At 40.9% G+C, this 23104-nt stretch carries 23 protein-coding genes and 1 riboswitch; of the genes, 17 read left to right on the plus strand and 6 right to left on the minus strand.

Translation table 11 applies throughout. The features are described 5' to 3' along the window. The 3 genes from PGP85_RS12820 to PGP85_RS12830 are packed head-to-tail and all read left to right on the plus strand — an operon-like array spanning position 1 to position 3101. Entirely contained in the window at positions 1–1218 is a 1218-nt protein-coding gene (locus PGP85_RS12820) for an efflux RND transporter periplasmic adaptor subunit (protein ID WP_010739994.1), read from the plus strand. Continuing rightward, on the plus strand, positions 1219–1905 hold the full coding sequence (locus tag PGP85_RS12825) for an ABC transporter ATP-binding protein (RefSeq protein WP_010739993.1): 687 nt from the start codon (positions 1219–1221) through the stop codon (positions 1903–1905). After that, complete coding sequence (locus tag PGP85_RS12830; protein WP_010739992.1) at positions 1902–3101, plus strand: ABC transporter permease; 1200 nt, start codon at positions 1902–1904, stop codon at positions 3099–3101. The genes PGP85_RS12825 and PGP85_RS12830 overlap by 4 nt, the downstream gene beginning before the upstream one ends. Before the next feature lie 51 nt (positions 3102–3152). Here the strand turns inward: PGP85_RS12830 and yidC are convergent, their stop codons facing one another. Both yidC and PGP85_RS12840 read right to left on the minus strand, forming a co-directional pair. Further along, positions 3153–4085 carry a membrane protein insertase YidC gene (gene yidC / locus PGP85_RS12835; RefSeq protein WP_010739991.1) on the minus strand — a complete coding sequence of 311 codons (933 nt, stop codon included), beginning with the start codon at positions 4083–4085 and terminating at the stop codon, positions 3153–3155. Positions 4086–4189: 104 nt separating this feature from the next. Next, on the minus strand, positions 4190–4462 hold the full coding sequence (locus PGP85_RS12840) for an acylphosphatase (protein ID WP_010739990.1): 273 nt from the start codon (positions 4460–4462) through the stop codon (positions 4190–4192). Positions 4463–4643: 181 nt separating this feature from the next. Between PGP85_RS12840 and PGP85_RS12845 the strand changes: the two genes are divergently transcribed. The 5 genes from PGP85_RS12845 to PGP85_RS12865 all read left to right on the plus strand — a co-directional run bounded on the left by PGP85_RS12845 (position 4644) and on the right by PGP85_RS12865 (position 8664). After that, positions 4644–5405: a TrmH family RNA methyltransferase gene (locus PGP85_RS12845; RefSeq protein ID WP_010739989.1), complete on the plus strand. Its 762-nt coding sequence runs from the start codon at positions 4644–4646 to the stop codon at positions 5403–5405. A 129-nt stretch (positions 5406–5534) separates the two neighbouring features. After that, a complete protein-coding gene (locus PGP85_RS12850; RefSeq protein WP_010739988.1) occupies positions 5535–6032 on the plus strand; it encodes an HD domain-containing protein in 498 nt (165 codons plus the stop codon). A gap of 295 nt (positions 6033–6327) precedes the next feature. After that, positions 6328–6960 (plus strand): YczE/YyaS/YitT family protein, encoded by a 633-nt coding sequence (locus tag PGP85_RS12855; RefSeq protein ID WP_010739987.1) that lies wholly within the window; start codon positions 6328–6330, stop codon positions 6958–6960. A 232-nt stretch (positions 6961–7192) separates the two neighbouring features. Then, positions 7193–7756 (plus strand): elongation factor P, encoded by a 564-nt coding sequence (gene efp, locus PGP85_RS12860; protein WP_010739986.1) that lies wholly within the window; start codon positions 7193–7195, stop codon positions 7754–7756. A 155-nt stretch (positions 7757–7911) separates the two neighbouring features. Further along, entirely contained in the window at positions 7912–8664 is a 753-nt protein-coding gene (locus tag PGP85_RS12865; protein ID WP_010739985.1) for a hypothetical protein, read from the plus strand. A gap of 66 nt (positions 8665–8730) precedes the next feature. On the opposite strand, the gene PGP85_RS12870 is transcribed toward PGP85_RS12865, so the two are convergent. Then, positions 8731–9630 carry an oligosaccharide biosynthesis protein Alg14 gene (locus tag PGP85_RS12870; RefSeq protein ID WP_270327831.1) on the minus strand — a complete coding sequence of 300 codons (900 nt, stop codon included), beginning with the start codon at positions 9628–9630 and terminating at the stop codon, positions 8731–8733. A gap of 184 nt (positions 9631–9814) precedes the next feature. Beyond that, positions 9815–10345, minus strand: a complete 531-nt coding sequence (locus PGP85_RS12875) for a folate family ECF transporter S component (protein WP_010739983.1) — start codon at positions 10343–10345, stop codon at positions 9815–9817. Positions 10346–10380: 35 nt separating this feature from the next. Continuing rightward, positions 10381–10477, minus strand: a riboswitch (THF riboswitch). A gap of 178 nt (positions 10478–10655) precedes the next feature. Between PGP85_RS12875 and PGP85_RS12880 the strand changes: the two genes are divergently transcribed. Beyond that, on the plus strand, positions 10656–11378 hold the full coding sequence (locus PGP85_RS12880) for a hypothetical protein (protein WP_270327833.1): 723 nt from the start codon (positions 10656–10658) through the stop codon (positions 11376–11378). A 91-nt stretch (positions 11379–11469) separates the two neighbouring features. Here PGP85_RS12880 and PGP85_RS12885 read toward each other — a convergent pair whose 3' ends face one another. Continuing rightward, complete coding sequence (locus PGP85_RS12885; protein WP_270327834.1) at positions 11470–12351, minus strand: LysR family transcriptional regulator; 882 nt, start codon at positions 12349–12351, stop codon at positions 11470–11472. Positions 12352–12495: 144 nt separating this feature from the next. Between PGP85_RS12885 and PGP85_RS12890 the strand changes: the two genes are divergently transcribed. Both PGP85_RS12890 and aroD read left to right on the plus strand, forming a co-directional pair. Continuing rightward, positions 12496–13671, plus strand: coding sequence for a Gfo/Idh/MocA family protein (locus PGP85_RS12890; RefSeq protein WP_270327836.1), 1176 nt, complete (start codon positions 12496–12498; stop codon positions 13669–13671). Positions 13672–13692: 21 nt separating this feature from the next. After that, the gene (gene aroD / locus PGP85_RS12895; RefSeq protein ID WP_251865934.1) at positions 13693–14439 is read left to right on the plus strand and encodes a type I 3-dehydroquinate dehydratase; all 747 of its coding nucleotides are present in this window, start codon (positions 13693–13695) and stop codon (positions 14437–14439) included. A 75-nt stretch (positions 14440–14514) separates the two neighbouring features. On the opposite strand, the gene PGP85_RS12900 is transcribed toward aroD, so the two are convergent. Then, positions 14515–15417: a LysR family transcriptional regulator gene (locus PGP85_RS12900; RefSeq protein ID WP_010739977.1), complete on the minus strand. Its 903-nt coding sequence runs from the start codon at positions 15415–15417 to the stop codon at positions 14515–14517. Between the two features lie 290 nt (positions 15418–15707). Here PGP85_RS12900 and PGP85_RS12905 point away from each other — a divergent pair, with 290 nt between their 5' ends. The 6 genes from PGP85_RS12905 (at position 15708) to PGP85_RS12930 (ending at position 23033) form a co-directional block, all read left to right on the plus strand. Continuing rightward, positions 15708–16562 carry a sugar phosphate isomerase/epimerase family protein gene (locus tag PGP85_RS12905; protein ID WP_270327840.1) on the plus strand — a complete coding sequence of 285 codons (855 nt, stop codon included), beginning with the start codon at positions 15708–15710 and terminating at the stop codon, positions 16560–16562. Between the two features lie 18 nt (positions 16563–16580). Beyond that, on the plus strand, positions 16581–17432 hold the full coding sequence (locus PGP85_RS12910; RefSeq protein ID WP_270327843.1) for a shikimate dehydrogenase: 852 nt from the start codon (positions 16581–16583) through the stop codon (positions 17430–17432). Positions 17433–17470: 38 nt separating this feature from the next. After that, a complete protein-coding gene (locus PGP85_RS12915; protein WP_090402788.1) occupies positions 17471–18775 on the plus strand; it encodes an MFS transporter in 1305 nt (434 codons plus the stop codon). A gap of 143 nt (positions 18776–18918) precedes the next feature. Further along, a complete protein-coding gene (locus PGP85_RS12920; protein ID WP_010739973.1) occupies positions 18919–20247 on the plus strand; it encodes a hypothetical protein in 1329 nt (442 codons plus the stop codon). Between the two features lie 22 nt (positions 20248–20269). Then, entirely contained in the window at positions 20270–22390 is a 2121-nt protein-coding gene (locus PGP85_RS12925; RefSeq protein WP_270327846.1) for a hydantoinase/oxoprolinase family protein, read from the plus strand. Between the two features lie 22 nt (positions 22391–22412). Further along, positions 22413–23033, plus strand: a complete 621-nt coding sequence (locus tag PGP85_RS12930; protein ID WP_270327848.1) for a hypothetical protein — start codon at positions 22413–22415, stop codon at positions 23031–23033. The last annotated feature ends 71 nt before the right edge of the window (positions 23034–23104 follow it).

The raw sequence follows: 23104 nt of genomic DNA on the forward strand, positions 1-23104 counted from the left end.
ATGAAAAAGAAAAAAATGACGAAAAAACAAAAGATCCGTTGGAGCATTATTGCAGGAGTTCTGGCGTTACTATTGCTGATCGGTGTTTTTGTTTATTCACAAATGAGGACAAATACAGCAAAAGAAAACAAATACCAAACGGTTACCTTGAAAAAATCTGATCCGTTAACGTTTAACGGAGTCGTTCAGGCAACGAATACGCAGGATTATTATTTGGATCAAACATTGGGAAAAATATCTGAAATCAATGTTCAAGATGGTCAAGAGGTTGCAGAAGGTACAGTGCTGTTAAGCTATACCAACACAGAATACCAAGCGCAGGCCGATGAACAGAGTACAAATTTGGATAAGTTAAATCTAGCGGTAGCAAATGCGAGAGAAACATTGGCATTGGCCCAAGATAAACAAGCCAAAGAGCAGCAGAAATTGAACGATGCCATTACAAACTATAATAATACGAATGAAAATAGTGAAGAAGGCGCCGCTAAAAAAGAACAATACAATCAGGAAAAAACACAGTATGAAAGCAGTTTAGATGCTGCCAGCGATGCAGTTGTGCAAGCGCGTCAAGCACTTGAAAGTGCCAATGTGGAGTTAAGCGCCGCGAATCAAAGTGTCAACACAATTCGTGGAAAAGTCAGCTCAACGATCGCCAGCGCGACAAAAGGAATCGCCTATATCAATGAAAAAGGTAAGAACGATCCTTCAGTTCCCGCTGTAAAAATTGTCAGCAACGAAGTAACAGTCGAGGCGAAGGCTTCTGAATATGACTATCCGCAAGTGCATCAAGATGCGGCCGTGACGATCAAACCGATTACTACTAATCAAGAGATCGCCGGAACGATCACCCATGTCAACAAGTTACCGGATCAAGCAAGTGAAGCTGCAGGCCAAGCTGGAGCGGCAGGAGCTGCTGCGACAAGCTCAGTCTCTAACTATAGTTTTATTGTGAAACCAGCAGAAGAGCTGCAATATGGCTACAATGTCCAAGTCGTTCTGCCGTTGGATGAGATTCGGATACCAAAAAAGGCCGTCAAGAAAACAGGGGATACCCATTATGTCTTTGCTTACCGTAAAGGAAAAGTTCGCGAAGTGACGATTCAAGCAGAAGATAAGGGGGACTATTTCCTTTTGAAGGATGGTCTGAAAGACGGCGATCGGATTATTTCAAATCCTGATAAATCATTACGAGATGGTCAGGAATTGGCGGTGGATTAAATGATCGAACTAAAAAATATCAACAAGTACTACCGCAACGATGAAGAATCGCTGCATGTCTTAAAGGATATCAATCTAAAAGCCGATGCCGGTGAGATGATCGCGGTCATGGGTCCATCCGGTTCGGGTAAATCGACATTGATTAATCTATTGGGCTTCATTGATACGAAATTTGAGGGCGAATATTTATTTGAAGATGAAAATTTAGTCACCACTACTGATGATCGTCTCTCCCAAACGCGGAATGAAATGGTTGGCTTTGTCTTCCAGAATTTCAGTTTGATCGAAAATTATACGGTCTATGAAAATGTGGAATTGCCGCTGCTTTACAACGGGTACGGCTTCCATCAAACCAAAGAAAAAGTCATGTCTGCTTTAGAAAAAGTTGGGATCGCGGATAAAGCCGAGAAACACCCGCGGCAACTTTCTGGTGGACAGCAGCAGCGGGTCGCTATTGCTCGGGCGTTGATCAATCAGCCGAAATTCATTATCGCGGATGAACCAACCGGGGCATTGGATACCCATACGTCAAATGAGATCATGGAGTTGTTCAAAGAGTTAAACCACCGTGACCATGCGACGATCTTTCTAGTGACCCATGACCCTGAAGTCGTTCCTTACTGCACCCGCCTGGTCAGGATCAGGGATGGCGCGATCACGGAAGATAGGGCGGTGATCGAAGAATGAAATTCTATGTAAATTGGCGCTCATCTATTGGATCGATTTTCAAAAACAAAAAACGCAGCGCTTTAACGATGTTTGGGATCATTATTGGGATTGCGGCCGTAATTGCTATTTTGTCGATCGGCCGCGGGTTTGAACGAGACACGATCGAGAGTCTGACTGCTGAAGAGTCAGACAAGCTGGAAGTCGATATCAATTTCGTTCCCGGCAATGATGCGTTGTATTATTCCAACGTTGATATGATTCAGGCCTCTGATTTCAGTTTGCTAAAAAATGTTGAAGGGGTCGAAGCTGTTTCGTATCCTAAAAATGATTTATCGTATATCTATAAAGAAATCAAAGTAAAAGATAAAACGAAAAATTATCGAGTAGGGGTCGTATCGAAGAGCGGGGAAGCAGTAAGCTACGGTCGAGCGATCAGTGCTTACGATAATCAAACTCAAAATAAAGTCGTGACGATTGACGCTTCATTGGCAAAGGATCTGTATGGATCAGCCAAAGGTGCGGTCGGTCGTGGTTTTGAATTAGACAAACAAGTCTTTACGATCATTGGTGTGTTTCCAGCGGGTGCCGAAGAAACCATGTTTTCGCAGGGCACGACGAAGATTTTGCTGCCGCGTCAAACGTATATCCATTTCTTTGGCAATGAACAGGATACCAGTTCGGTTGTTCTGACATTAGCGGATGGCAGCAAGTTGAATAAGGTCGCTGATAAAGCGATCAAGAAATTGGAATCGGCTGGAGCAATGCGTCAGCAAGGAGAATACCAAGTTTCGAATATGGCGATGATGACCGATGGGATCAGCGAAGTGTTAAGCAGTATCACATTATTCATCAGTGCTGTTGCGGGAATTTCGTTGTTTATCGCGGGTGTCGGTGTTATGAACATGATGTATATTTCTGTATCCGAACGAACAAAGGAGATCGGTATTCGCCGAGCATTAGGCGCGACACGAGGAGCGATTCGAATGCAATTCCTATTAGAAGGGATGACTTTGACCTTGGTTGGAGGAATCATTGGCTATCTACTAGGAATGATCGTGGCTTATGCGATTGGGAATGTGATGGATATTTCGGTATCCGTTGATTTATTCACGGTCTGTTTAGCAGTCGGAGTTTCTAGCGGGATCGGCCTGATATTCTCAGTCATGCCAGCCTCAGAAGCTGCCAAGAAAGATTTGATCGATATTTTAAGATAGAATCTATAACACAAAAAAACCATCGCCCGCAGGCGATGGTTTTTCATTTTACTATTTACGTTGTTTTCCAGCGTTTCGACCGCTGTTGTTATTGTTTTTATTCTTTGGTTTGTTCAAGTTCTTCGGAGCAGATTTGATCGGTTCTGCTTTTTTAATTGGTTTTGTTACGACTTGTTTTGGAGGATTCTTTTTAAGCTCCTCTTTGATCTGCGCTTTGATACGAGGGCGCATCAAGACATTTGTAATAAACGTTTGTAAACAACTGAAGACCCCGCCGACTACCCAGTAAAGGGCAACGCCCGCTGGTGAAGTGAAGGACATGAAGACGATCATCAATGGTGAAGCGATCATCATACTGCGCATCGTTTTCTTCTGTTCTTCAGGGACACCAATCAATGAAATATACCCTTGCAGTAAGTAAGCGACCCCTACAACAGCCACTAAAATGTAGCTTGGTTTCGCTAGGTCAATACCGATAAAGGTTGAATGTTGAATTCCTTCTGAGAAACGCGCCGTGTAATACAAAGCTGAGAAGATCGGCATTTGGATCAGCAATGGTAAACAACCCATACCGCCCATCATGCTGACATTGTTTTCTTTGTAGACAGCTTGCATTTCTTGTTGTGCCGCCATTTGTTCTTCTTGCGTTGTCGCTTGTTTCACTTTGGCTTGAGCAGCATCAATTTGTGGTTTGATTGATTGCATTTTTTCAGACTGAATTAATGATTTCTTCGATTGATTGATTCCTAACGGCATGATAATCAAGCGAACAATGATCGTTAAAACGATAATTGCTAAACCATACGACCAGTCGAAATTGTTGACCATCCAATTAAGAAAATTCTCCAACGGAACAACAAGCATTCGGTATACAAGTCCGGATGTATCCGGGTTCCCATTTTTATCCGATCGCACACAGCCTGAAAGGAGTAAAAGGACACCCAAAAGGCCGGAGCCTAAAAGCCAGTTTTTAAATTTTGTCATTTATTTCGTCCTCTGCTAATAAAAATTTATACAGGAAATACTATACTAGATAACTCAAGCCTTTTCAATGATATTCGGAAAAATCAGGTAACCTTGTCATTTTTTTAATAGACAACATTGAACTGATTGTAGTCTTTGATGGTAGGGTCTTCATATTGCTCAATATGGCTTACTTTCGCGAAGGGGTTTTGTGGTTTTTTGAGTTTTGTAAGAAATTGCTCCATTTGCTCTTTTGTTCCAACAGCTTCGATAGTCACGCTGCCATCGTCTTCATTTTTCACCGTACCAGTCAGCCCGATCTCGACCGCCATTTGATATGTCGTATATCGAAAGCCGACGCCTTGAACACGTCCAGTAACATTTAAATGCATCTTCATAAGAAAACCTCCTATTTTTATTCTTCTTATTCTATATGATAGCGAGTTTTTCTGGTTGTTACAAGAATTCGCGTGCTATAATGGCAAACGAGGTTGTCGCAAAACGATGATGACAAGACCGATTACGGTGAATGAAGCCGAACAATTACAAAACCTGTCTAAAAAGGGTGAGGAGAACACAATGAAAGAAATTCAGTCGACTAAAAATACTGTTATAAAGGAAACAAAAAAATTACAACAAAAAAAATACCGCCAGCAAACGCAAACTTATTTGTTGGAAGGTTTTCATTTAATCCAGGAAGCCAAAGCAGCAAACGTCCTTTTAAAGGAAGTCTTTATCAATCAACGTGGCTTAAATGAATGGACTGAATGGATTGAAGAGAACCTTGAAGAATACTACTTAGTTTCTGATGAGGTGTTGAAGACACTAGCTAGTCAACCAACTCCGCAGGGAATAATCGCTGTTGCTGAGATGCCAAAGGAGGATACGGCTGACTTCACAGGTGCATGGTTATTGTTAGATAATGTACAAGATCCCGGGAATGTTGGAACAATGATTCGAACAGCGGATGCAGCAGGCTTTTCAGGTGTCATTTTAGGACAAGGCAGTGCGGATCTATATAATCCAAAAACGTTGCGCAGCACACAAGGCAGCTTGTATCATTTGTCTGTCAATGCAGGAGACTTAGCAGAAATCATTCCGCAATTCCAGCAAACAGACAGTCCTGTGTTAGGGACCGCATTAGACAAAACGGCGAAGGATTATCTTTCAGTAGAAAAAATGTCCGACTTTGCTTTAGTAATGGGGAACGAAGGACAAGGGATATCGCCAGAATTATTGGCGATGACTGACCAAAATCTTTACATCCCAATCAAGGGCCAAGCGGAATCTTTGAATGTCGCGATTGCGGCTGGCGTCTTAATGTTCCATTTACTTAAGTAAGTCTTCACAATTTAGTAATCGATATTAAGGAACTGTTAAACTTTATTCACAAACTCATGGAAGCCTATTCAAGTTTTCAAAGCCGTGCTATAATTATCCACAGAAACAAGGAAAAGGGGCTTTATATCCATGACAGAAAACTGGCGTGACGATGAAGAATACGTTTCTTATATTGAAGATTTATTAGCTACCGATGAAGTACAAAGACTAGCAAATTACACTCAACATATGAATTCTACACGTTTGGAACACTCAATCAGTGTTTCTTATAATAGCTACAAATTGGCAAAACAATTTAACGGCGATGCAAGAGCAACCGCTCGTGCAGGTTTGCTGCATGATCTGTTTTACTATGACTGGCGGACAACGAAGTTCGATGAAGGTTCGCATGCCTACATGCATCCGCGGATCGCTGTGAAAAACGCAGAGAAAATCACCGACTTGTCTGATCTTGAACGTGATATTATTATTAAACATATGTGGGGTGCAACAATTACTCCTCCTAAATATAAGGAAGGCTACATCGTAACCATGGTCGACAAATATTGCGCCATTAAAGAAGCCGCCGTGCCATTAGTAGACAGATTCAATTCCTACAAAGCACGCCTAAAGAAAGAATGGAACTAATAGAACAACTGTAGGCACCAAACAAAAAATGTTTGGTGCCTTTGTTTTGTCAGTCCAACTTTTCGCAGTTTACTTAGCGTAATGAAAGTTTAACTAGTAGAGTTGAAATTTTAATCTAAAGATATAGTTGGATCGTATGCGAAGCGAAAATAATCTATTTTTCTGGTTTTTAGAAAAATATTTCCATAGATAGAGCAAGCTGCCAGTTACGCTTTTTACAATTTTATTTTATGAAAGCCCTTTAAGTAAAACAGTTTACTAATTTTGATGTCCGTAAGTTTTGAATGTTAAGAAAGTGAGGAGCGACATTATCAAACCAAATGTAACGAAGCAATTATTATTTGCCATCGTGGGGACCTTTATCGCTGCAATCGGTGTTCGATTGATCGTGGTCAGTGGATTAGGCGCAGATGCTATCAGTACATTAGTATTAGGAATTTTGCAGCATGTGCCTTGGAAGTTTGGCACGGTGAGTATGTTGTTTAATGGGATTATTTTAGTAATCATCTTCTTTTATGACCGTAAGATGATCGGTTTTGGCAGTATTATCAATAGTTTTGGCCTAGGCTTTTGTTTAAATATATTAGATTGGATGGGAATATTACATACGATTCCTAACGGGACAGGCTATCTTTCGATTATTGCGGGATCGATCGTCTTCGGGATCGGAACAGGAATCTATCTATTAGCAGATGCCGGTTCAGCAGCTTATGAATCGCTGATGATTCTATTAAAACGTGTGTTGAAAAGCTCGGTAAAAGTTGCTCGGATTATTTTGGATGCCATTATCTTTTTGGCGGGCTTCTTATTGGGCGGCCACATTGGTTTTGGGACACTGATTGTTTTGTTGTTAATGGGTCCTTCATTGGAATTCACTCTGAACCATTTACCAACAATGAAATTTTTTCGCGTTCGAGAGGCAAAATAGACGAAATGCCTTTTTTTACAGGGTGATAACTATTTTTCCCTAGTAACTATAAGGGTTATTTGCTACAATGAATAAGGTTCATTTTATAGTAGAAGAATGTCTGTCCAACTTTCACCAGTCATTTGTGAGTGATTGCTAATCAACTGCGTTGGATGGTATACAATGTGAGAATCAAATTTATTTTTCTTATAGAAAAATGAATTCATCTAATAAGAACGAGGAGTGTTTATTAATGATTGCAGCAAGTGATTTACGTGCAGGTATGACTTTTGTTCAAGACGGAAAATTAATCAAAGTATTGGATGCTAGCCACCACAAACCTGGTAAAGGAAATACAGTTATGCGTATGAAATTACGTGATGTTCGTTCAGGTTCTACGTATGACACAACATTCCGTCCAGACGAAAAATTTGAAAAAGCCATGATCGATACAAAACCTGTTCAATATTTATACAGCCAAGATGATGTAGCTATTTTCATGGATTTAGAAACATATGAACAATACGAAATTCCAATCGCTACTGTTCAAGAAGAAATGAAATTCATTCTTGAAAACATGGAAGTAAAAATCCAATTCTTCGGCGACGAAGTAATCGGTGTGATGTTGCCAAGTTCAGTGGTCTTGAAAGTCGTTGAAACGCAACCATCAATCAAAGGTGCGACAGTAACCGGCTCAGGGAAACCCGCAACAATGGAAACTGGCCTAGTCGTGAACGTTCCTGACTTTATTGAAGAAGGCGAAACGCTGGAAATCAATACGGCAGAAGGCACGTACCAAAAACGCGCGAATAAATAATATAGCAAACACCATGATCACAAAGGATCATGGTGTTTTTTTCATATAATCTCATTTTGAAAAATAGATTTTTTCTAAAGATTTTCGCATAAAATACTTTACTGAGGATGCTAAACTTATGTAAATAGGGTAAGTAGCAAGGAGGCGGAAATCTAATGTTCAAATTTATTCAAGAACTAAAGGATAGTTTCTATAAAGGCAGGGAAGAAGCGAAACAGGAAGCGTTGGTGAAAGAACGTATAGAAGATCAAGAACGGACGGAAATATTAGGAAAAATTTCTGAGTTATCAAAAATTGAAATCTTTGGTTGTTCATTAGCCGCTCCTTTTCGAGCATCTGCTCTACAAAGCTGGTTCACGATTTTCAAAAAGGACAAGGAATCGTTAGAGGAAAATATTGTGCCGTTCCCATTATTTTCCTTTGGCGGGGAGGATTACATTACCGATGAACAATTAGCTTCACTTAAGAAACAGCTTGAAGAAAGCTTTTCTGTGAGCGGACCCGAAGAGATCTTAATAATGGCAAAAGAATTCTTGTATTATACGAATATCGATTTGAAAGCTTTAGCGAAAGTTGAACTTTCGGAGGATAGAAAGCTGCCCGCAAATGACGAGCTAGACATTCTATTAGATGCTTGGCTGCTAAGTGCGGTGGCCTCTCTCATAACTTCAGGTGTTCAGTTTGAAGATGTGCCAAAAGAAAAGGCATTGCAGATTTTTACTGAATTACTGCCGATTGTAAAAGAAAAATATCCAAATTGGCTCTCGTTTTCAAAAGATTTTGTCGCTCAAGAGAATCGAACGAAGGTCAATGGCCGAATGGCGCAGAAGCAGTTAGAAAACTATGTTTCCTATTTAACGTATAAATTCGGCAGTCCGTGGGTGATGTTTCCGTTGGAGTCATATTAAAAAAAGCAAAACTTTCGCTATTTGAAAGTTTTGCTTTTTTTACTCTTTATTGGATATCATCATAGTTTACAACGCACTTTCATGCTTCATCAATTCTGGATAATATTCAAATTCTTCGAAAAGTTTTGGATCGTAATCGATAAATCGTTTGACCCAATTTTTGGCTTCGAAGAAATCGAGCATGGCTTGATCTGCTGGTTGATAGGGGATATTCAGGAATGCCGTCAATTGACTGAGGTCGGTTTCGATCATGAAGACGTTTCTTGGATCATACATCCGATAAAATGGCAGCATCTCATTTGCCGTGACGAGTTTCTTTTGTAAGAACAGGGATTCAAAGGTTCGCAGGGTCACACCGTATTGTCCGGCACGTAATATTTCCAAGATTCCTTTACTGCGCTTAACTAAGTTCAGATAGTCGCCATAGGGCAGGTAGCCTTCTTGTTCATTGCCGCGTTTTGGCAGAATGTGATAGAAGGTAGAGAGGCCAAGGGACTCGAAGCGGTCTTTTAGCTCCATCGCTTGCTGCTTGCGGCCATTGTCATTGGCACCAAAGAAAATATCGTATTCAGTATTATGCAAGGGTTCGCCAACAGATTGAGTATAAAAGGAGCTATTGTGTTTTAGTCCTAGATCGCGGGCTTCCAAGGGGTCAAAGTGATAGATTTCGTCAATTGCGGGTTCTTTTTGAGCGGCATTCAATTTGCGGTAGTGTTCTAATTTGAAGTGATTCCAGAAAAATAGGACAATTTTCGCTTTCGTAAACGGACGGATTTTTGCCGCCATTTCTGTTTCAAAGCCAAAATCTAAAAATATAATCAATTGAAAATCTTTCAAGTATCGTCGTAATTGGTCGTTGCTTGCTGCAAGGATTTCTTTCCCTGAACAAACAGTGATCTCAGAAATGGCAGGGAAAAAGTAAAGTGAACGGTCTTTAGGGACTACTAAAACATCTGAATTTTTCATATTTCTCCCAGCTTTCGTATTAAATTTTTCCAAGCATAGCGCTTTCGATAATGAATAGCGATTATTATGCTTGCGAAAAATAACACAAAAAAAGGGACTGCTCATGGGATAGAACAGTCTCTAAAGGGATATACGGTGTGAAAAGAATAACTACTTTCGCACAAACGTAATGAATTCTAAAAAATTAATGGGCACGATTAAATCGTGAGATCCATTGTTTGTATGGCAACATACCGCCTAAGAAATAGGTAATGATCGATTGGATCGGAATCCAAATCACCGTTTTGATCAAACGCGGTGCCCAGATCACCCAGCTGTTTAATGGCACATGATACATCATCGCCAGCCAAAGAGGTGTCAGGATCAAATTGATTAAAATTGTCGTGGCTAACACCGATTGGATCGAGTTTTTCCAAGTAATCTCTTTCTTATAAAAGAAGTATCCGTAGATCGCTCCTTCAAGAAAGGCATTGATGGTAAAACCGATAAAAAATGGTGCCTTCGCAAAAAGCGACATACCAATAAAATCAGCGATCACAGAGCCGATACCAGTCCAGAACGGACCAAACAGCATTCCCATAATGATTTCTGGGATAAAGGTAAAACTGACTTTGACAAATTGCGTCTCGATTCCTAATATTCGAGACAAAGTGACCATCATGGCGATCAATAGCGCCATCGTTGTGATGCTTCTAGCATCGAGGTGTTTCTTCATTCCTAGCATCTCCTTATAGAGCTGCTACATCTTCATGCAGCGAATGCGAAAATAAAACCGCAGACTAAGTCTTTCGTCCAGAAGACAACATCCCATCCTTCCAGCACTTAACGCTTTATTTCCTACTCTGATTTATTTTTGGGGAAGTCCCCGAAAAAATAGTAGCACAGAACGAGCAAGTTAACAATCTTTTCATTTTAATCGTATGAATATTGAGTATTTTTCTCAAAATGAAAAATCTTGGGTAATTTTTCGGCTCATTTAGAGGTACTATAGAACTATAGAAGTTATAAAGAAGAGAGGTCCCGATATGGCTGTAAAACCGTTGAATGAAAGACAGTTGTTTAGAATGAAACGTGAGAACCTTGAAAAGAGAATCAATCAGTACTACGCAGAAACGCACGATTCAGAAGCGGTACTTGAATATGGAATGGCGGTCTTAGTACGCAACGCGATCGTGATGGAGGATTATTCGTTTATTTGTAAAGACTTGATTCGCAAAATATTTTTAACTAGTGAACCAAGTAAGAAAATGCAGGATTATTGTCTGTATTTCTATGATTATTTTGATTATAGCGATTGGGAAATTGTTCGAAAGCGGCTGTTCAAACATAAGGCTGAATTTTCGGAATTAACGAGACCGATTCGTGCGCTGACGAAGCTTGTGCGTGCGGCAGCGGCACCAACTTTTGATACCGTTGACGATATCTTAACCATGATAACGAAGAACGATACTGAAGAGCGCAAAGCAAATGCTTTTGCCAACAAAGATCGCTACACCTTTTTATATAAATCCTTTTTTGAGGACGCCAATGGCAAAAAGCATAATTTGACCTTCAGACATGCGGATATCAGCAAATCAGACGAAGAATTCTATTCATTGCTGGAAATCTTAACGAAACTGACGATCTTTGAAAAGGACGGGACGCGCCGCTTTACAGAAATCGTGTGGGATGACTGTCAAAAGGTAACCAAATTTTTGATTTATTCTTCGAAGTTAGATGACAAAGAAAAATCTGCTCTAGCTGAATAGTGTTTAAATAAACTCCTTATAAAAGAAATCAGAAAAGCTAAAAATCTGACTTCATTTTATAAGGAGCTTTTTGTCTGGTTAAAGGTAAAAATCATAATGATAGAGAAAATTCTTTGTTCTTTAAAAATTTCTCGAAAACTTGAGGGCCCGTCGAAAGCTGAATGTCTTTCCTTTTGGCCAAATAAACAGGGCGATACATTGGTGTTTCGAATGGCAGAACCGCAATATCGTGAAATGGCATCAAATTATTATAGGGCAGGATCGCTCCGCCAAAATCAATCGACACTAATCCCGCCAACGCTTGATCTTCTTCCACGCGACAGGAAATGTTTAATGGCAAACCGGCTTTTTTGAAAAGATTCTCGATAAAGTAGGTCTTGTCTTGGCAGAGAATCATTGGAATCTCGGATAGTTCGGCCAGTGAAATACTGCTTTTGTTGGCATAAGGATGGGACTTCGCCACAATCGCCACTAATGGCTGGTCCATTAAATGAGTGAACTCGATTTCAGGTTCATTGTTCAAATATGAGCAAATTGAGAAGTCGCAGGTCTCTTGTTTGACGTGACCAAGGAGCCGTGGTGTGTTTCCTTGCCAAAACTTAAATTTGTAATTGGCACGTTCTGGATCACTGCGAAATTGCTTTAATAGCTGCGGAATGATCTCTGGTCCTAAGGTGAAAATGAAGCCAAGATCAATCGAACCATAATAAGGATCAACGATGTTTTTGATCGTGTCGGCACCGGATTGAATCTCATCCAATCCTTTACGAACCTTTTGATAATAGAGTTTTCCCATCTTTGTCAGCTTGATATTACGCCCGCTAGGCTTAAATAGGTTCACACCAATTTCGTCCTCAATCCGGCGAATCATCCGGCTTAATGAGGGTTGGGCGATCCCTAATTCGTCGGCCACTTTACCGTAATGCTCCACTTCAGCTAAGCGACAAAAGGCTTCAATATTTTGAATATTCATAGAGCACTCCTTCGTTTTTTTAAAAGTATAACATTTTGGTTATGAATATCAATCGCAAATGAGATTGTTTTCACAATCGAAAGTTTCTATAGTTAGTGGTATCAAAAGAAAACGGTTTATTATCCGAAACGGAGGAATTTATCTATGAAAAATGTAACGATTGCTATTGTTGGGGCGGGCTTTGCCGGCAACTTTCACACGAATGCTTACAATAAGGTCAGCGGCGTCAATTTACGAATCAAATATGTCTTTGATAATGATCAAGAACGTGCGCGACAATTGTGTGACAAATGGGACATCATTGAAGGAGTCGCTGCGACTTATCAGCAAGTACTTGAAGACCCTGAGGTTGATGTAGTTGATATCATTACACCGCCAGTAACCCATTTGGATTTATGTTATCAAGCATTAGATGCAAATAAACATGTCATTTGTGAGAAACCATTAACAGGCTACTTTGGTGAAGAGGGCGATGAAGAGCCGATTGGTTTAAATGTACCGAAAGCAAAAATGTACAAAAAATTATTAGCGGACATTGATAAATGCCGTCAAAAATTTGAAGCGTCTGATCGTTTATTTATGTACGCAGAGAATTATGTTTATTCACCAAATATCCTGCGTTCAGCAGAAATGATCGAAGCGAAGAAAAGCAAGATCATGTATATGAAAGGTGAAGAAAGTATTCGTTCGTCTACTTCACCAGCATCAGCGTATTGGTCATTAGCAGGTGGCGGTTCTCTGATTCGTTTAGGCAGTCATCCTATCGGCGGTATGCTTTTCTTGAAACAAGCAGAAGCAAAAGCGCGTGGCGAAGAGATCGCTGTACAAAGTGTCGTTGCGGAAACGGGTCGCTTGGCGCCAAGTTTAAATGAGCATGACAAACGCTACTTCCCGGCTAAATCAATCGATACAGAAGATTTCGCAACCGTGGTTATCACGTTTACGGATGGCACAAAGGCAATCTCAATTTCAAATGATAATACTTTAGGCGGGGTTAAGAACTATGTAGAAGTGTATACCAACGACAGTGCGTTAGTGAACAACATTACGCCGGCAGATAATTTGTCGACGTATTTCTTGGATCAAGATGATTTAGAGGATGTGTATATTTCTGAGCAGCTTCAAGATAAAACGGGTTGGAATAAAGTTTTTGTTGCGGAAGAAACACTTCGAGGCTATCTAGCTCAGTTTCAGGATTTTGCGGAATGTGTGGCAGAAAACCGCCAACCGCTTTCTGATTTGAATCTAGCCTATGATACGATTAAAATTATTTACGCGGCCTACTTGTCAGCAGAAGAAGGACGCAGAGTCGATTTTTAAGAGATAAATGGGAGATAAAATATGAAAACTGTAACGATTGAAAATGTGACACTTGGTGAAGGTCAGCCTAAAATCATCGTTCCATTAGTTGGTAAAACGAGAGCGGATGTTTTACAAGAAGCAGAAATCGCCGTTCAAAGTAATTGCGATATTGTTGAATGGCGGATCGATCATTTTGAAGATGTTCTAGATTTTGAAAAGACAGCAGAATTCTCAAAAGAGGTGCGCACAGCTGTAGGCAGACCGTTATTAATTACTTTTAGAACCGCTAAAGAAGGCGGCGTTTGTCCATTAGAGGATCAGAAATATTTTAAGCTGTATCAAACTCTTTTGGAGCAGGGAACATTCGACTTATTAGATGTGGAATTGTTTATGCCTGAAAAAGGGGTGAAGGAGTTGATCGAAAGCGCACATGAAAAAGGCAAAAAAATAATTATGTGCAATCATGATTTCGATCAAACCCCTGCAAAGGAAGAGATCATTCAGCGTTTGCAAATGATGCAGGCTAAAGGAGCGGACATTTGTAAAATCGCCGTGATGCCGCAAACAACGCATGACGTGATCGTTTTGCTGGATGCGACTCAAGAAATGTATCATCAGTATGCTGACCGACCTTTGATTACGATGTCGATGGGTGAACTGGGTGTGATAAGCCGCGTTTCCGGAGCGACTTTCGGTTCAGCAGCAACGTTTGGAGCGGCCAAAAAAGCTTCGGCACCGGGACAAGTTTCGGTAGCTGAGTTGCAAAACATTCTTTCTGTCTTGTAAAAAATCGGAAGAACAATCTCATATACCCCCGTCAATCAACTATTGGCGGGGGTGAGTTTTAATGGCTATTTGATTTTAATAGACGATTTCTTTTGAATCCGAATGTGCTACGACGAATTCTTTGAAATTGATCACAGCAGGAGTCAGATAAGCATCCTTATTGGTGACTAAATAGAAAGAGCGATCCAGCATGACATTTTTTAGATGGATGGTTTTCAGCGGCAAGTGCTTCAGAATATACATGTTGGGCACGACTGCGATGCCAAAGCCCTGACTGACCAGACCGGCGATGACTTGATCCACGGTGACTTCGTAAACGATATTGTAGCTGCAATTATTTTTTTGGAAGACTTCATCAATAACGTTGCGCAGGCCGCTGCTTTTACTAAAGCCGATTTGTTCGTAAGGCTGTGTCTGTTCCAAATAAATCGCATCGAATTGTGCCAACGGATGATCCAATGGTGCGATCACGACTAATTCTTGACTTGCGATCGGTAGAAATTCAATGCTGGGTTCATCTGGTAAATATGAAGCGATTCCGATATCGTAATGCATATTTTTAATGCCATCAACGATCTCTTTGGAGACACCAGAAGAAGTATGAAAATCAAATAGGATCTCTTGGTCCTGATGTGCGTTGTGAAAATCTCGAACTAGTTTTGGGACGAAGGTCGTTCCCAGTACTGGTAAGAAGGCGAAGCTGATAAAGCCGCTGCCTTTACTGATTTTTGTGATCGTCTCGATTCCATCATCTAAGGTTCCCAGAGTCCGTGTGACGTAATCCTGAAAGATCTTCCCTGGTTTAGTCAAGACAACGTTGCGGCCCTTTTTTTCGAATAGGGTAATGCCCAATTCATCTTCCAGCGAAGCAATGGCATTACTCAAACTAGGCTGCGTTACATTTAGCAGTTTACTGGATCGGGTGTAGTGCTGTTCCCGGGCTAAAACGTCGAAGTATTTCAAATGCTGCAGATTCATGTGCATCACTCCTAATCATAAGTTTTATAGATTTCCAACGAGGTTCATAAAGTCTTTCTATAAGTATAGCAAAACCTATTATTTTTACCTATAGGTTCTGCGATAAAAACCAATTAGAATTTTGAAAAGCGCCACGTTAAAATAAAGTCAAGATTTGATTGTGAAAGCCAATACATTATAAAGAGTATGGTTTTCTCGGCAAAAAGAGTTTGACCACTTAGGGGACTGCAGCCCTTCATGTGAAAAAAATAACTTTAAGAAAATTGGCTACGATTTTAGGAGGAAGACAAATGAAAAAGGTACCATTAACGATCAGCTCATATACTTTAGGTATGGAAATTGATTTTGAAGAACGAGTAAAAATTGCAAAAGCAGCAGGGTTCGACGGCATCGGCTTACGTGCTGAAACTTATATGCTGGCGATTAAGCAAGGCTACTCAGATGAACGTATGTTGGAGATCTTAGAAGAAAACGATATGAAGGTTACCGAAGTGGAATACATCACATTATGGGCTGATCCGAATAAAACGAAAGAAACACCAGAAACGTTATTACAGCAATTCAAAGAACAAACTGTTTATCATATGGCGCGTCTGTTCGGTGTAGGGCATATCAACTGCGGTCTGATGGAAAAATATCCAGCAGAAGTCCACATTCAAGCTTTTAAAGAATTATGTGGACGGGCAAAAGAATTAGTGATTGGTTTGGAATTCATGCCTTATAGCGGCGTTCCAGATTTAGCTAGTGCATGGAATATCGTGAAAGAATCAGGCTGTGAGAATGGCATGTTGATCCTAGATACGTGGCACTGGGCACGGGCAGAAACGTTAGCCGAAGATTTAAAAGGGGTGCCAGCTGAAAAAGTTGTTTCTGTTCAAATCTGTGATGTATTAGAACGTCGTTATCCAGAAACGATTTTACGTGAAGAATCAATGCATGATCGTCTTTGCCCAGGAACAGGATGGGGCGATACAGTTGGTTTCTTGAAAGCAATCAAGGAGCACGGCATCAAACCACGAGTGGTGGGAACAGAAGTTATTTCTGATCCAATTCTAAGCTTAGGGTATGAAAAATCAGCGCAAATGAATTACGACACGAGTATTGTTGTGATCAAGCAAGCTTGGCCGGAATTACTAGAAGACTAAAAAAGGGTGGATAAAATTATGTTAGAAGGCGTATCAGGAAAAACTCAATTATATGGTTTGATCGGCAGCCCCGTCGGACATTCGGGGTCACCAGCGATGTACAATTACGGTTTTGAACAACTTGGAATCGATGCAGTCTACTTGGCTTTTGATGTCCAAATTGAGGAAGTTGAAAAAGCCTTCCAGTCTGTTAGAACATTCAACATGCCTGGCGGAAACGTAACGATGCCTTGTAAAGGTGAAGCCGCAAAATACATGGATGAATTATCACCAGCAGCGCAAATGGTGGGTGCGATTAATACATTCCAAAATAAAGATGGGAAACTATCAGGACATATCACTGACGGTATCGGTTTTGTTGATAATTTAAAAAATCATGGCGTTGATCCAAGGAACAAAAAATTTGTGGTCCTGGGAACAGGCGGTGCTGCAACAGCGATCCAAGTTCAATTGGCGATCGAAGAAGCGGCTTCAATCGATATTTTCAATATCAAGGACGATTTTTTCGTAAAAGGTGAAGAAACAGTTGAGCGCATTAAAAAATTCTATCCTGACTTAAATGTAGCGATCCATGATCTATTGGATGCAGACCTATTGAAGTCAAAACTTGCTGAAGCGGATGTTTTGGTAAATGGGACAATCGTTGGCATGGGTGTTGGTTCAACCAAAACACCGATCAGCGATACAAGTGTCTTTCATAAAGAATTGATTGTTGCAGATGCGATCTACAATCCGCCGAAAACGCAGCTGATCAAGGATGCGGATGAAAAGGGTTGCACCACGGTGACTGGAGAAGGAATGTTATTGGGACAAGGAAAAGCGGCATTCGAAATTTTCACAGGCCAAGCACTTCCAACCAGAGAAAACTAGCAACTGGATCGAAATAAACGAGTAGGAGTAATTATCATATGAGGAAAAAATATTTACCATCGCTGATTTTTGTATACTTAGCCTATTTTACTCATGGTATGCAGACACTTAGTTTGAGTCAAAATGCCACGTACTTTTTTGATAAATGGGGCTTTACCGATGCGACTGCGGGGGCAGCCGCGGTCTCAATGGCTATCACATTTACAGGTTTTGGGAAACTGATCTCTGTTTGGATCGGCGGCGAGATTTCAGATAAGGTTGGTCGTAAGGTTTTAGCTGTTGGCGGTTCGATCATCTATTTCATTTTCTTTGTTGTCCTTTTGTTATCAACGAATGTCTATGTGGCTTATGTCGCTGCATTTGTTGTAGGGATCGCCAATTCAGGAATGTGGGATGCGGCTTTGTATCCAGCAGCGCAAGAAGCAGCGCCTAAATATGCGGCCTCAGCACTTTTGGGAATTAAACTATTTGTATCGATCGCAGGAGTGATCTTCCCATTAATGGTTGTTCGCTTTGCTGACGCTGGACAAAATTCGCTGAGTATCATTCTTCCAGGAGTACTCGCACTTATTTGTGTCATTATGTCACTTCTTTGTCCGTTTGCTTACGATGACGATATGAAGGCCAGTAAAAAGGCGAAAAGTGATTCTTCAGTAGAAGCAGCTTTGGAATCATCAGAAGATTTGGTTCAAAAAGAAATTGATGACGCCAAAGCAAAAATGCTTGTTCAGCCAAATAAATTGGTTAATTTCACTACTATGTTCTATGGCTTTGTCTGTATGTTCATTATGTACGGCGGTCAACAGTATACAAAAGCTTATGGGTTAAGTAATGTAGGAATGACCGAAATGCAGGCGGCAAGTTTAACTTCGGTCTACACGATTGGTTCGATTCTAGCAGTTCTTTTCTGGGCCTTCATGATGGGCAAGTTAAGATGGAACCCGGTTAAAGTTCTATTCATTGATGCGATCTTTACGACGATTCCACTGGTTGCGGTTTTACTGATCCATGATGTGACTGTGATCTATATTAGTATTGCCTGCTTAGGGTTCTTCGCTGCAGGTGGTGCTTTACAAGCAGGGTTAAGTGTTCGTCAAATGTTTTCACCAGGACGTAAAGGTAGAAATACAGGGATTTATTATACGTGGATGAGTATCGCCAGCGTTGCTTTACCTTATTTTGTGGCTTACATGACAAAATCAGTTGGTGAAGGTCAAGCAGTCTACATTATGATGGGCTTGCTGTTAATGTTCGGTGTGATCTCAATCGTTATGATGACTTATTTAGTTCTTCAACATAAAAAAATCTTTGGCTACAGCGCATTTAACAAATTGCAGGATTAAACGAAACAAAATAATTTTTATGGAGGTAGAATTGATTCTTTGAGAATTAGTCTCCTCCTTGTTTACATATCATGGAGTTGCACAGAAAATAGTTTCAATATAGCTTTTTGGAACTGGATGCGGCGGAATTAAGGGGGTTACCCATGGACATTTTAATTGGGCTATTGTTAATCTGTTCCTTCATAGGAATGGTTATATTTTGTATAAAGGGACACAATTTGATGGTCGGCTTTTTCATTATGGCAACCATTTGGACAGTGTTGCCGATCATCGGTCATTTGATTTCACCTAACGATGTGTTTGCGGGAATGACGATCAATGACATGCTAAAGACGGTTTATCAAACGGCACCAGAAAAATACGGCGCTTCACTGATGAATATCTTTTTAGGCGCCTTTTTTGGACGTATTTTATTGGATACTGGGATTGCTTCCACCATCATTCGAAAGAGCGTGGAGTTAGGCGGCGATAATCCAGCGATTATATTAGCGATTGTGAACTTGATAACAGGTTTTATCTTTACTTCTATGACAGGGGCAGGTTCTGTTATCGCGATTGCGGTAATTATTTTACCGATTTTATTCTCTATTGGTATCCCAAAAGTAATTGCGTTCTTCTCCTTTACTGGTTCAGTGGCAGCAGGATTGTTTCTTAATCCAATCAACTTTGCCCAGTACTCCGCCTTCTTTTTGAACTCAAGCGGTGGAGCAGAGTATTCTTATAGTGATTATTTTCCATTCGGTATTTTAGCTTTCTTAGTAATGATTGTTGTAGTCTCTATCGCGGCGATGATTTATCTGCGATTTGAGAGTCTAACTTATGCATGGGCCGCAACAAAAGAGAGCAAAATTGTCGATGCACCGGGAATATCATTGATTACCCCCTTTTTACCAGTGGTAGGAGTCATTGTTTTAGACCTTCCAGTTATTCTGTGTTTCATTTTGGCCAGTCTCTATGCATTGGCGGTCTGTGGTGAGTTGAACGGTGGTTTTAGAGAAGTTTGCCGAACTATATCACGTCTTTTTACAGAAGGAGTCAAAGATACGTCTTCTCTGGTTGCCTTCTGGATCACCTTGGCCATGTTTAATGATGCGGCCTTTTTTGCAGCACCTTATTTTGAAAAAATTATTGGCGGGATTATTCCAACAGCGCCGCTAGCACTATGTCTTTTATTTGGGGTTTTGGCACCGTTGACTTGGTTCAAAGGACCATTGTCATTGATTGGCTCAGGAGCAGCATTGTTAGCAGTGGTCAGTCAGACGACCAACTATCCAACGACTTTCTTGTATCCATTATTTGCCTCCGTCTTGATCGGAATGGCGCATTTTGATATTACGATTTCTTGGAACGCGTGGGGCTTGAGCTTCAATCGAATCAATGCGATTGATTACATGAAGGTGTCGCTGGTTCCCGGAATTTCCGTGGCGCTGATTCTAGAAATCGCGAATTTCTTGCTCAATAGTCCAGTATAAATGAAAGGAGGAGACTTTCTGAATGAAACGAAGAGTTCGAATAGGAATTGACGTAGGCGGTACTCACACAAAGGCCGTGGCTATTGATAATGATACGCAGGAAATCATAGGTAAATCTTCTGTAAAAACCACTCACGATAGCGAAAAAGGCGTCGCAGTAGGAGTCGTCAATTCCTTTTTAAAATGCTTAAAGGATTACCATATTGATCCGGATGAAGTCGTATTTGTTGCTCATAGTACGACCCAAGCGACCAATGCCTTATTAGAGGGAGATGTCGCGAAAATCGGTATCATTAGTACGGCCAAGTCAGGAATTGAAGGCTGGTTGGCACGTGTGCAATCAAATTTAAAGGATATTGATTTAGGAACTGGTCGAAGTATTCATATCTCTTCTTACTTTATTGGTCAGAAGGATTTGAATGAAGAGACGATTTCAAAAACAATCGATCAACTCCTAGCAGATGGAATGGACGTATTAGTTGCTTCTGCTGCTTTTGGTGTTGATGATTTGTGCTTAGAAGAACAAATTGCGGAAGTTGCGAGACAAAAAAATATCCCAGTGACCTTGGCCTCTGAAATGACTAAGCTCTATGGCTTATCAAGACGTACTCGTACGGCGACGATCAATGCATCAATTCTGCCTAAAATGCTAGAAACGGCTAATTCTACGGAAGAAAGTGTACGTTCTTCGGGTGTAGATGTGCCATTGATGATTATGCGGGGCGACGGCGGATTGATGGATGTCGTCGAAATGATGAAACGACCTGTTTTGACGATGCTGTCGGGACCAGCAGCCAGTGTTATGGGAGCTCTGATGTATTTACGTACGTCTAATGGTATTTATTTTGAGGTCGGCGGAACTTCGACCAATCTAGGGGTAATCAAAAATGGTCGTCCGGTGATCGATTATTCAGAAATCTCTGGTCATAAAACGTATGTAAACTCTTTGGATGTCCGCGTTTTAGGCGTAGCTGGCGGCAGCATGGTTCGGGTAAACAAAAGTGGTGTAAAAGATGTAGGGCCGCGTAGTGCTCATATCGCTGGTTTGGAATACGCGGTATACACACCAGAAGAAGAAATCATCGATCCTAGGCTGGAGCTGTACTCACCTAAAGAAGGCGATCCCGCTGATTATGTAGCAATAAAATTAGCCAGTGGCAAATGTATCACCATCACTAATTCTTGTGCGGCGAATGTTTTGGGCTATGTGACAGAAGAAGATTTCTCTTATGGGAATGTTGCTTCTGCTCGAAAGGCGATGACACCGCTAGCCGAATATTTGAATACGACAGTAGAAGATGTTGCTCGTCAGATTTTAGCGAAAGCAGTTGAAAAGATTGAGCCGGTGATTCGTTCTTTAGCTAAGAAATATCAGTTGGAAAAAAATCAAATGACCTTAGTCGGTGTAGGCGGCGGTGTCGCTGCGCTGATCAAATTTGCGGCAGAGCGAATGGATCTGAATTATAAAATTCCTGAAAATGCGGAAGTAATTTCTTCAATTGGCGTGGCTTTGGCGGCTGTCCAAGATGTGGTGGAGCGAATCGTACCAAGTCCGACAAAGCAAGACATTCAAGCGATTAAGCAGGAAGTCACGGATATGGCGATCGAAAGCGGTGCAACTGAGGAAAGCGTAGAGGTTCATATCGAGATTGATCCTCAAACACAAAAGATTACTGCGCGAGCTTCAGGTTCCACGGCGGCACAAGCTACCGAGGTTCAAACGGCTGCGACCGAGACAGAAGCACGAGAAATCGCGGTACAAGATTTCCGCTTGCCAGCGGAGCAGATCCAAATGCTTGATTCAACCGATCATTTCTATATTTATGGCGCGAATTCAAAAAAAGGCAATGGCATTCGTGTGGTTGATAAGAAAGGCTTTATTCGTGTTCAACGGGAACATGCAGAAGTAGTGAAAACGTCGATCCAAAATTATTTTGAACAAGTCACTAATCTTTGGGAAAGCATGGCTAATTATCAAAGTGATCTGATCATTCGTCCAGATTTTTATTTCTGTGTTGGCCCACGTTTGTTAGATTTTTCCAGCACGGACTTTACGCAATTAACGATGCTGATGGAGATCGAAATGAGTGAAATTGTCGGTACTGATGAAATGATGATCATCGCAGCCAATCGTTATACGTAGAAAGAAGGGAGCGTTGCTTGTAATGAATAACATAGAACAGCTCTTGCAGCTGAGCGACCAGCAAATCGGGCAATTTCTGCTTAGCCAGGATCATCTTTACAAAAAGATTTCTGAACAGCAGCGCTCATCAATGATCCAGCAAGCGATTGAATGCGGAAAAACAGCGGCGAGTAATATTTCATCAATTGATTTGTGGGAATACTGTCGGCAAGAAAAAATCGAGATCGAGTTTTTTCAAGAAACACTGAAGGCGAAGAATTTTCGCTTTGTTCTGGCAGAATTTCAGTTACCAAATCGTATTCGAATCAATCAGAGCCTATTGAAAGCAGCGGCGCCTTTTTTTGCGGAACAGAATTTACTTAACGGTCAGCAAGTAGCTGAAACTTTATTGGCGCATGAACTTTATCATTACCTAGAAAATCAACAGCAGTTGTTCACCGTACAACAGCAATTGAATTATCAAACAGGTCCATTCAAGCGAAGTGCTCGTTTACATTCTTTGGGTGAGATTGCTGCGATGACTTTTGCACAAGAATTATTGGGTTTGGCTTTTTCACCTGTTTTATTGAACGTATTTTTACTTTATCCGGTTGCACCGGAGCAAGCTCAAAGGATGGCGAAACAATTGCTGCTGATTGATTGAATAAGACTATAGATTGATTGAAAAAAAGAATTAGTATCTACTGCGTGGATTCAGTATATTTAAAGAAAGAA

Origin of the sequence: Enterococcus malodoratus (genome assembly GCF_027659535.1) — a bacterium.
Taxonomy (GTDB): domain Bacteria; phylum Bacillota; class Bacilli; order Lactobacillales; family Enterococcaceae; genus Enterococcus_A; species Enterococcus_A malodoratus.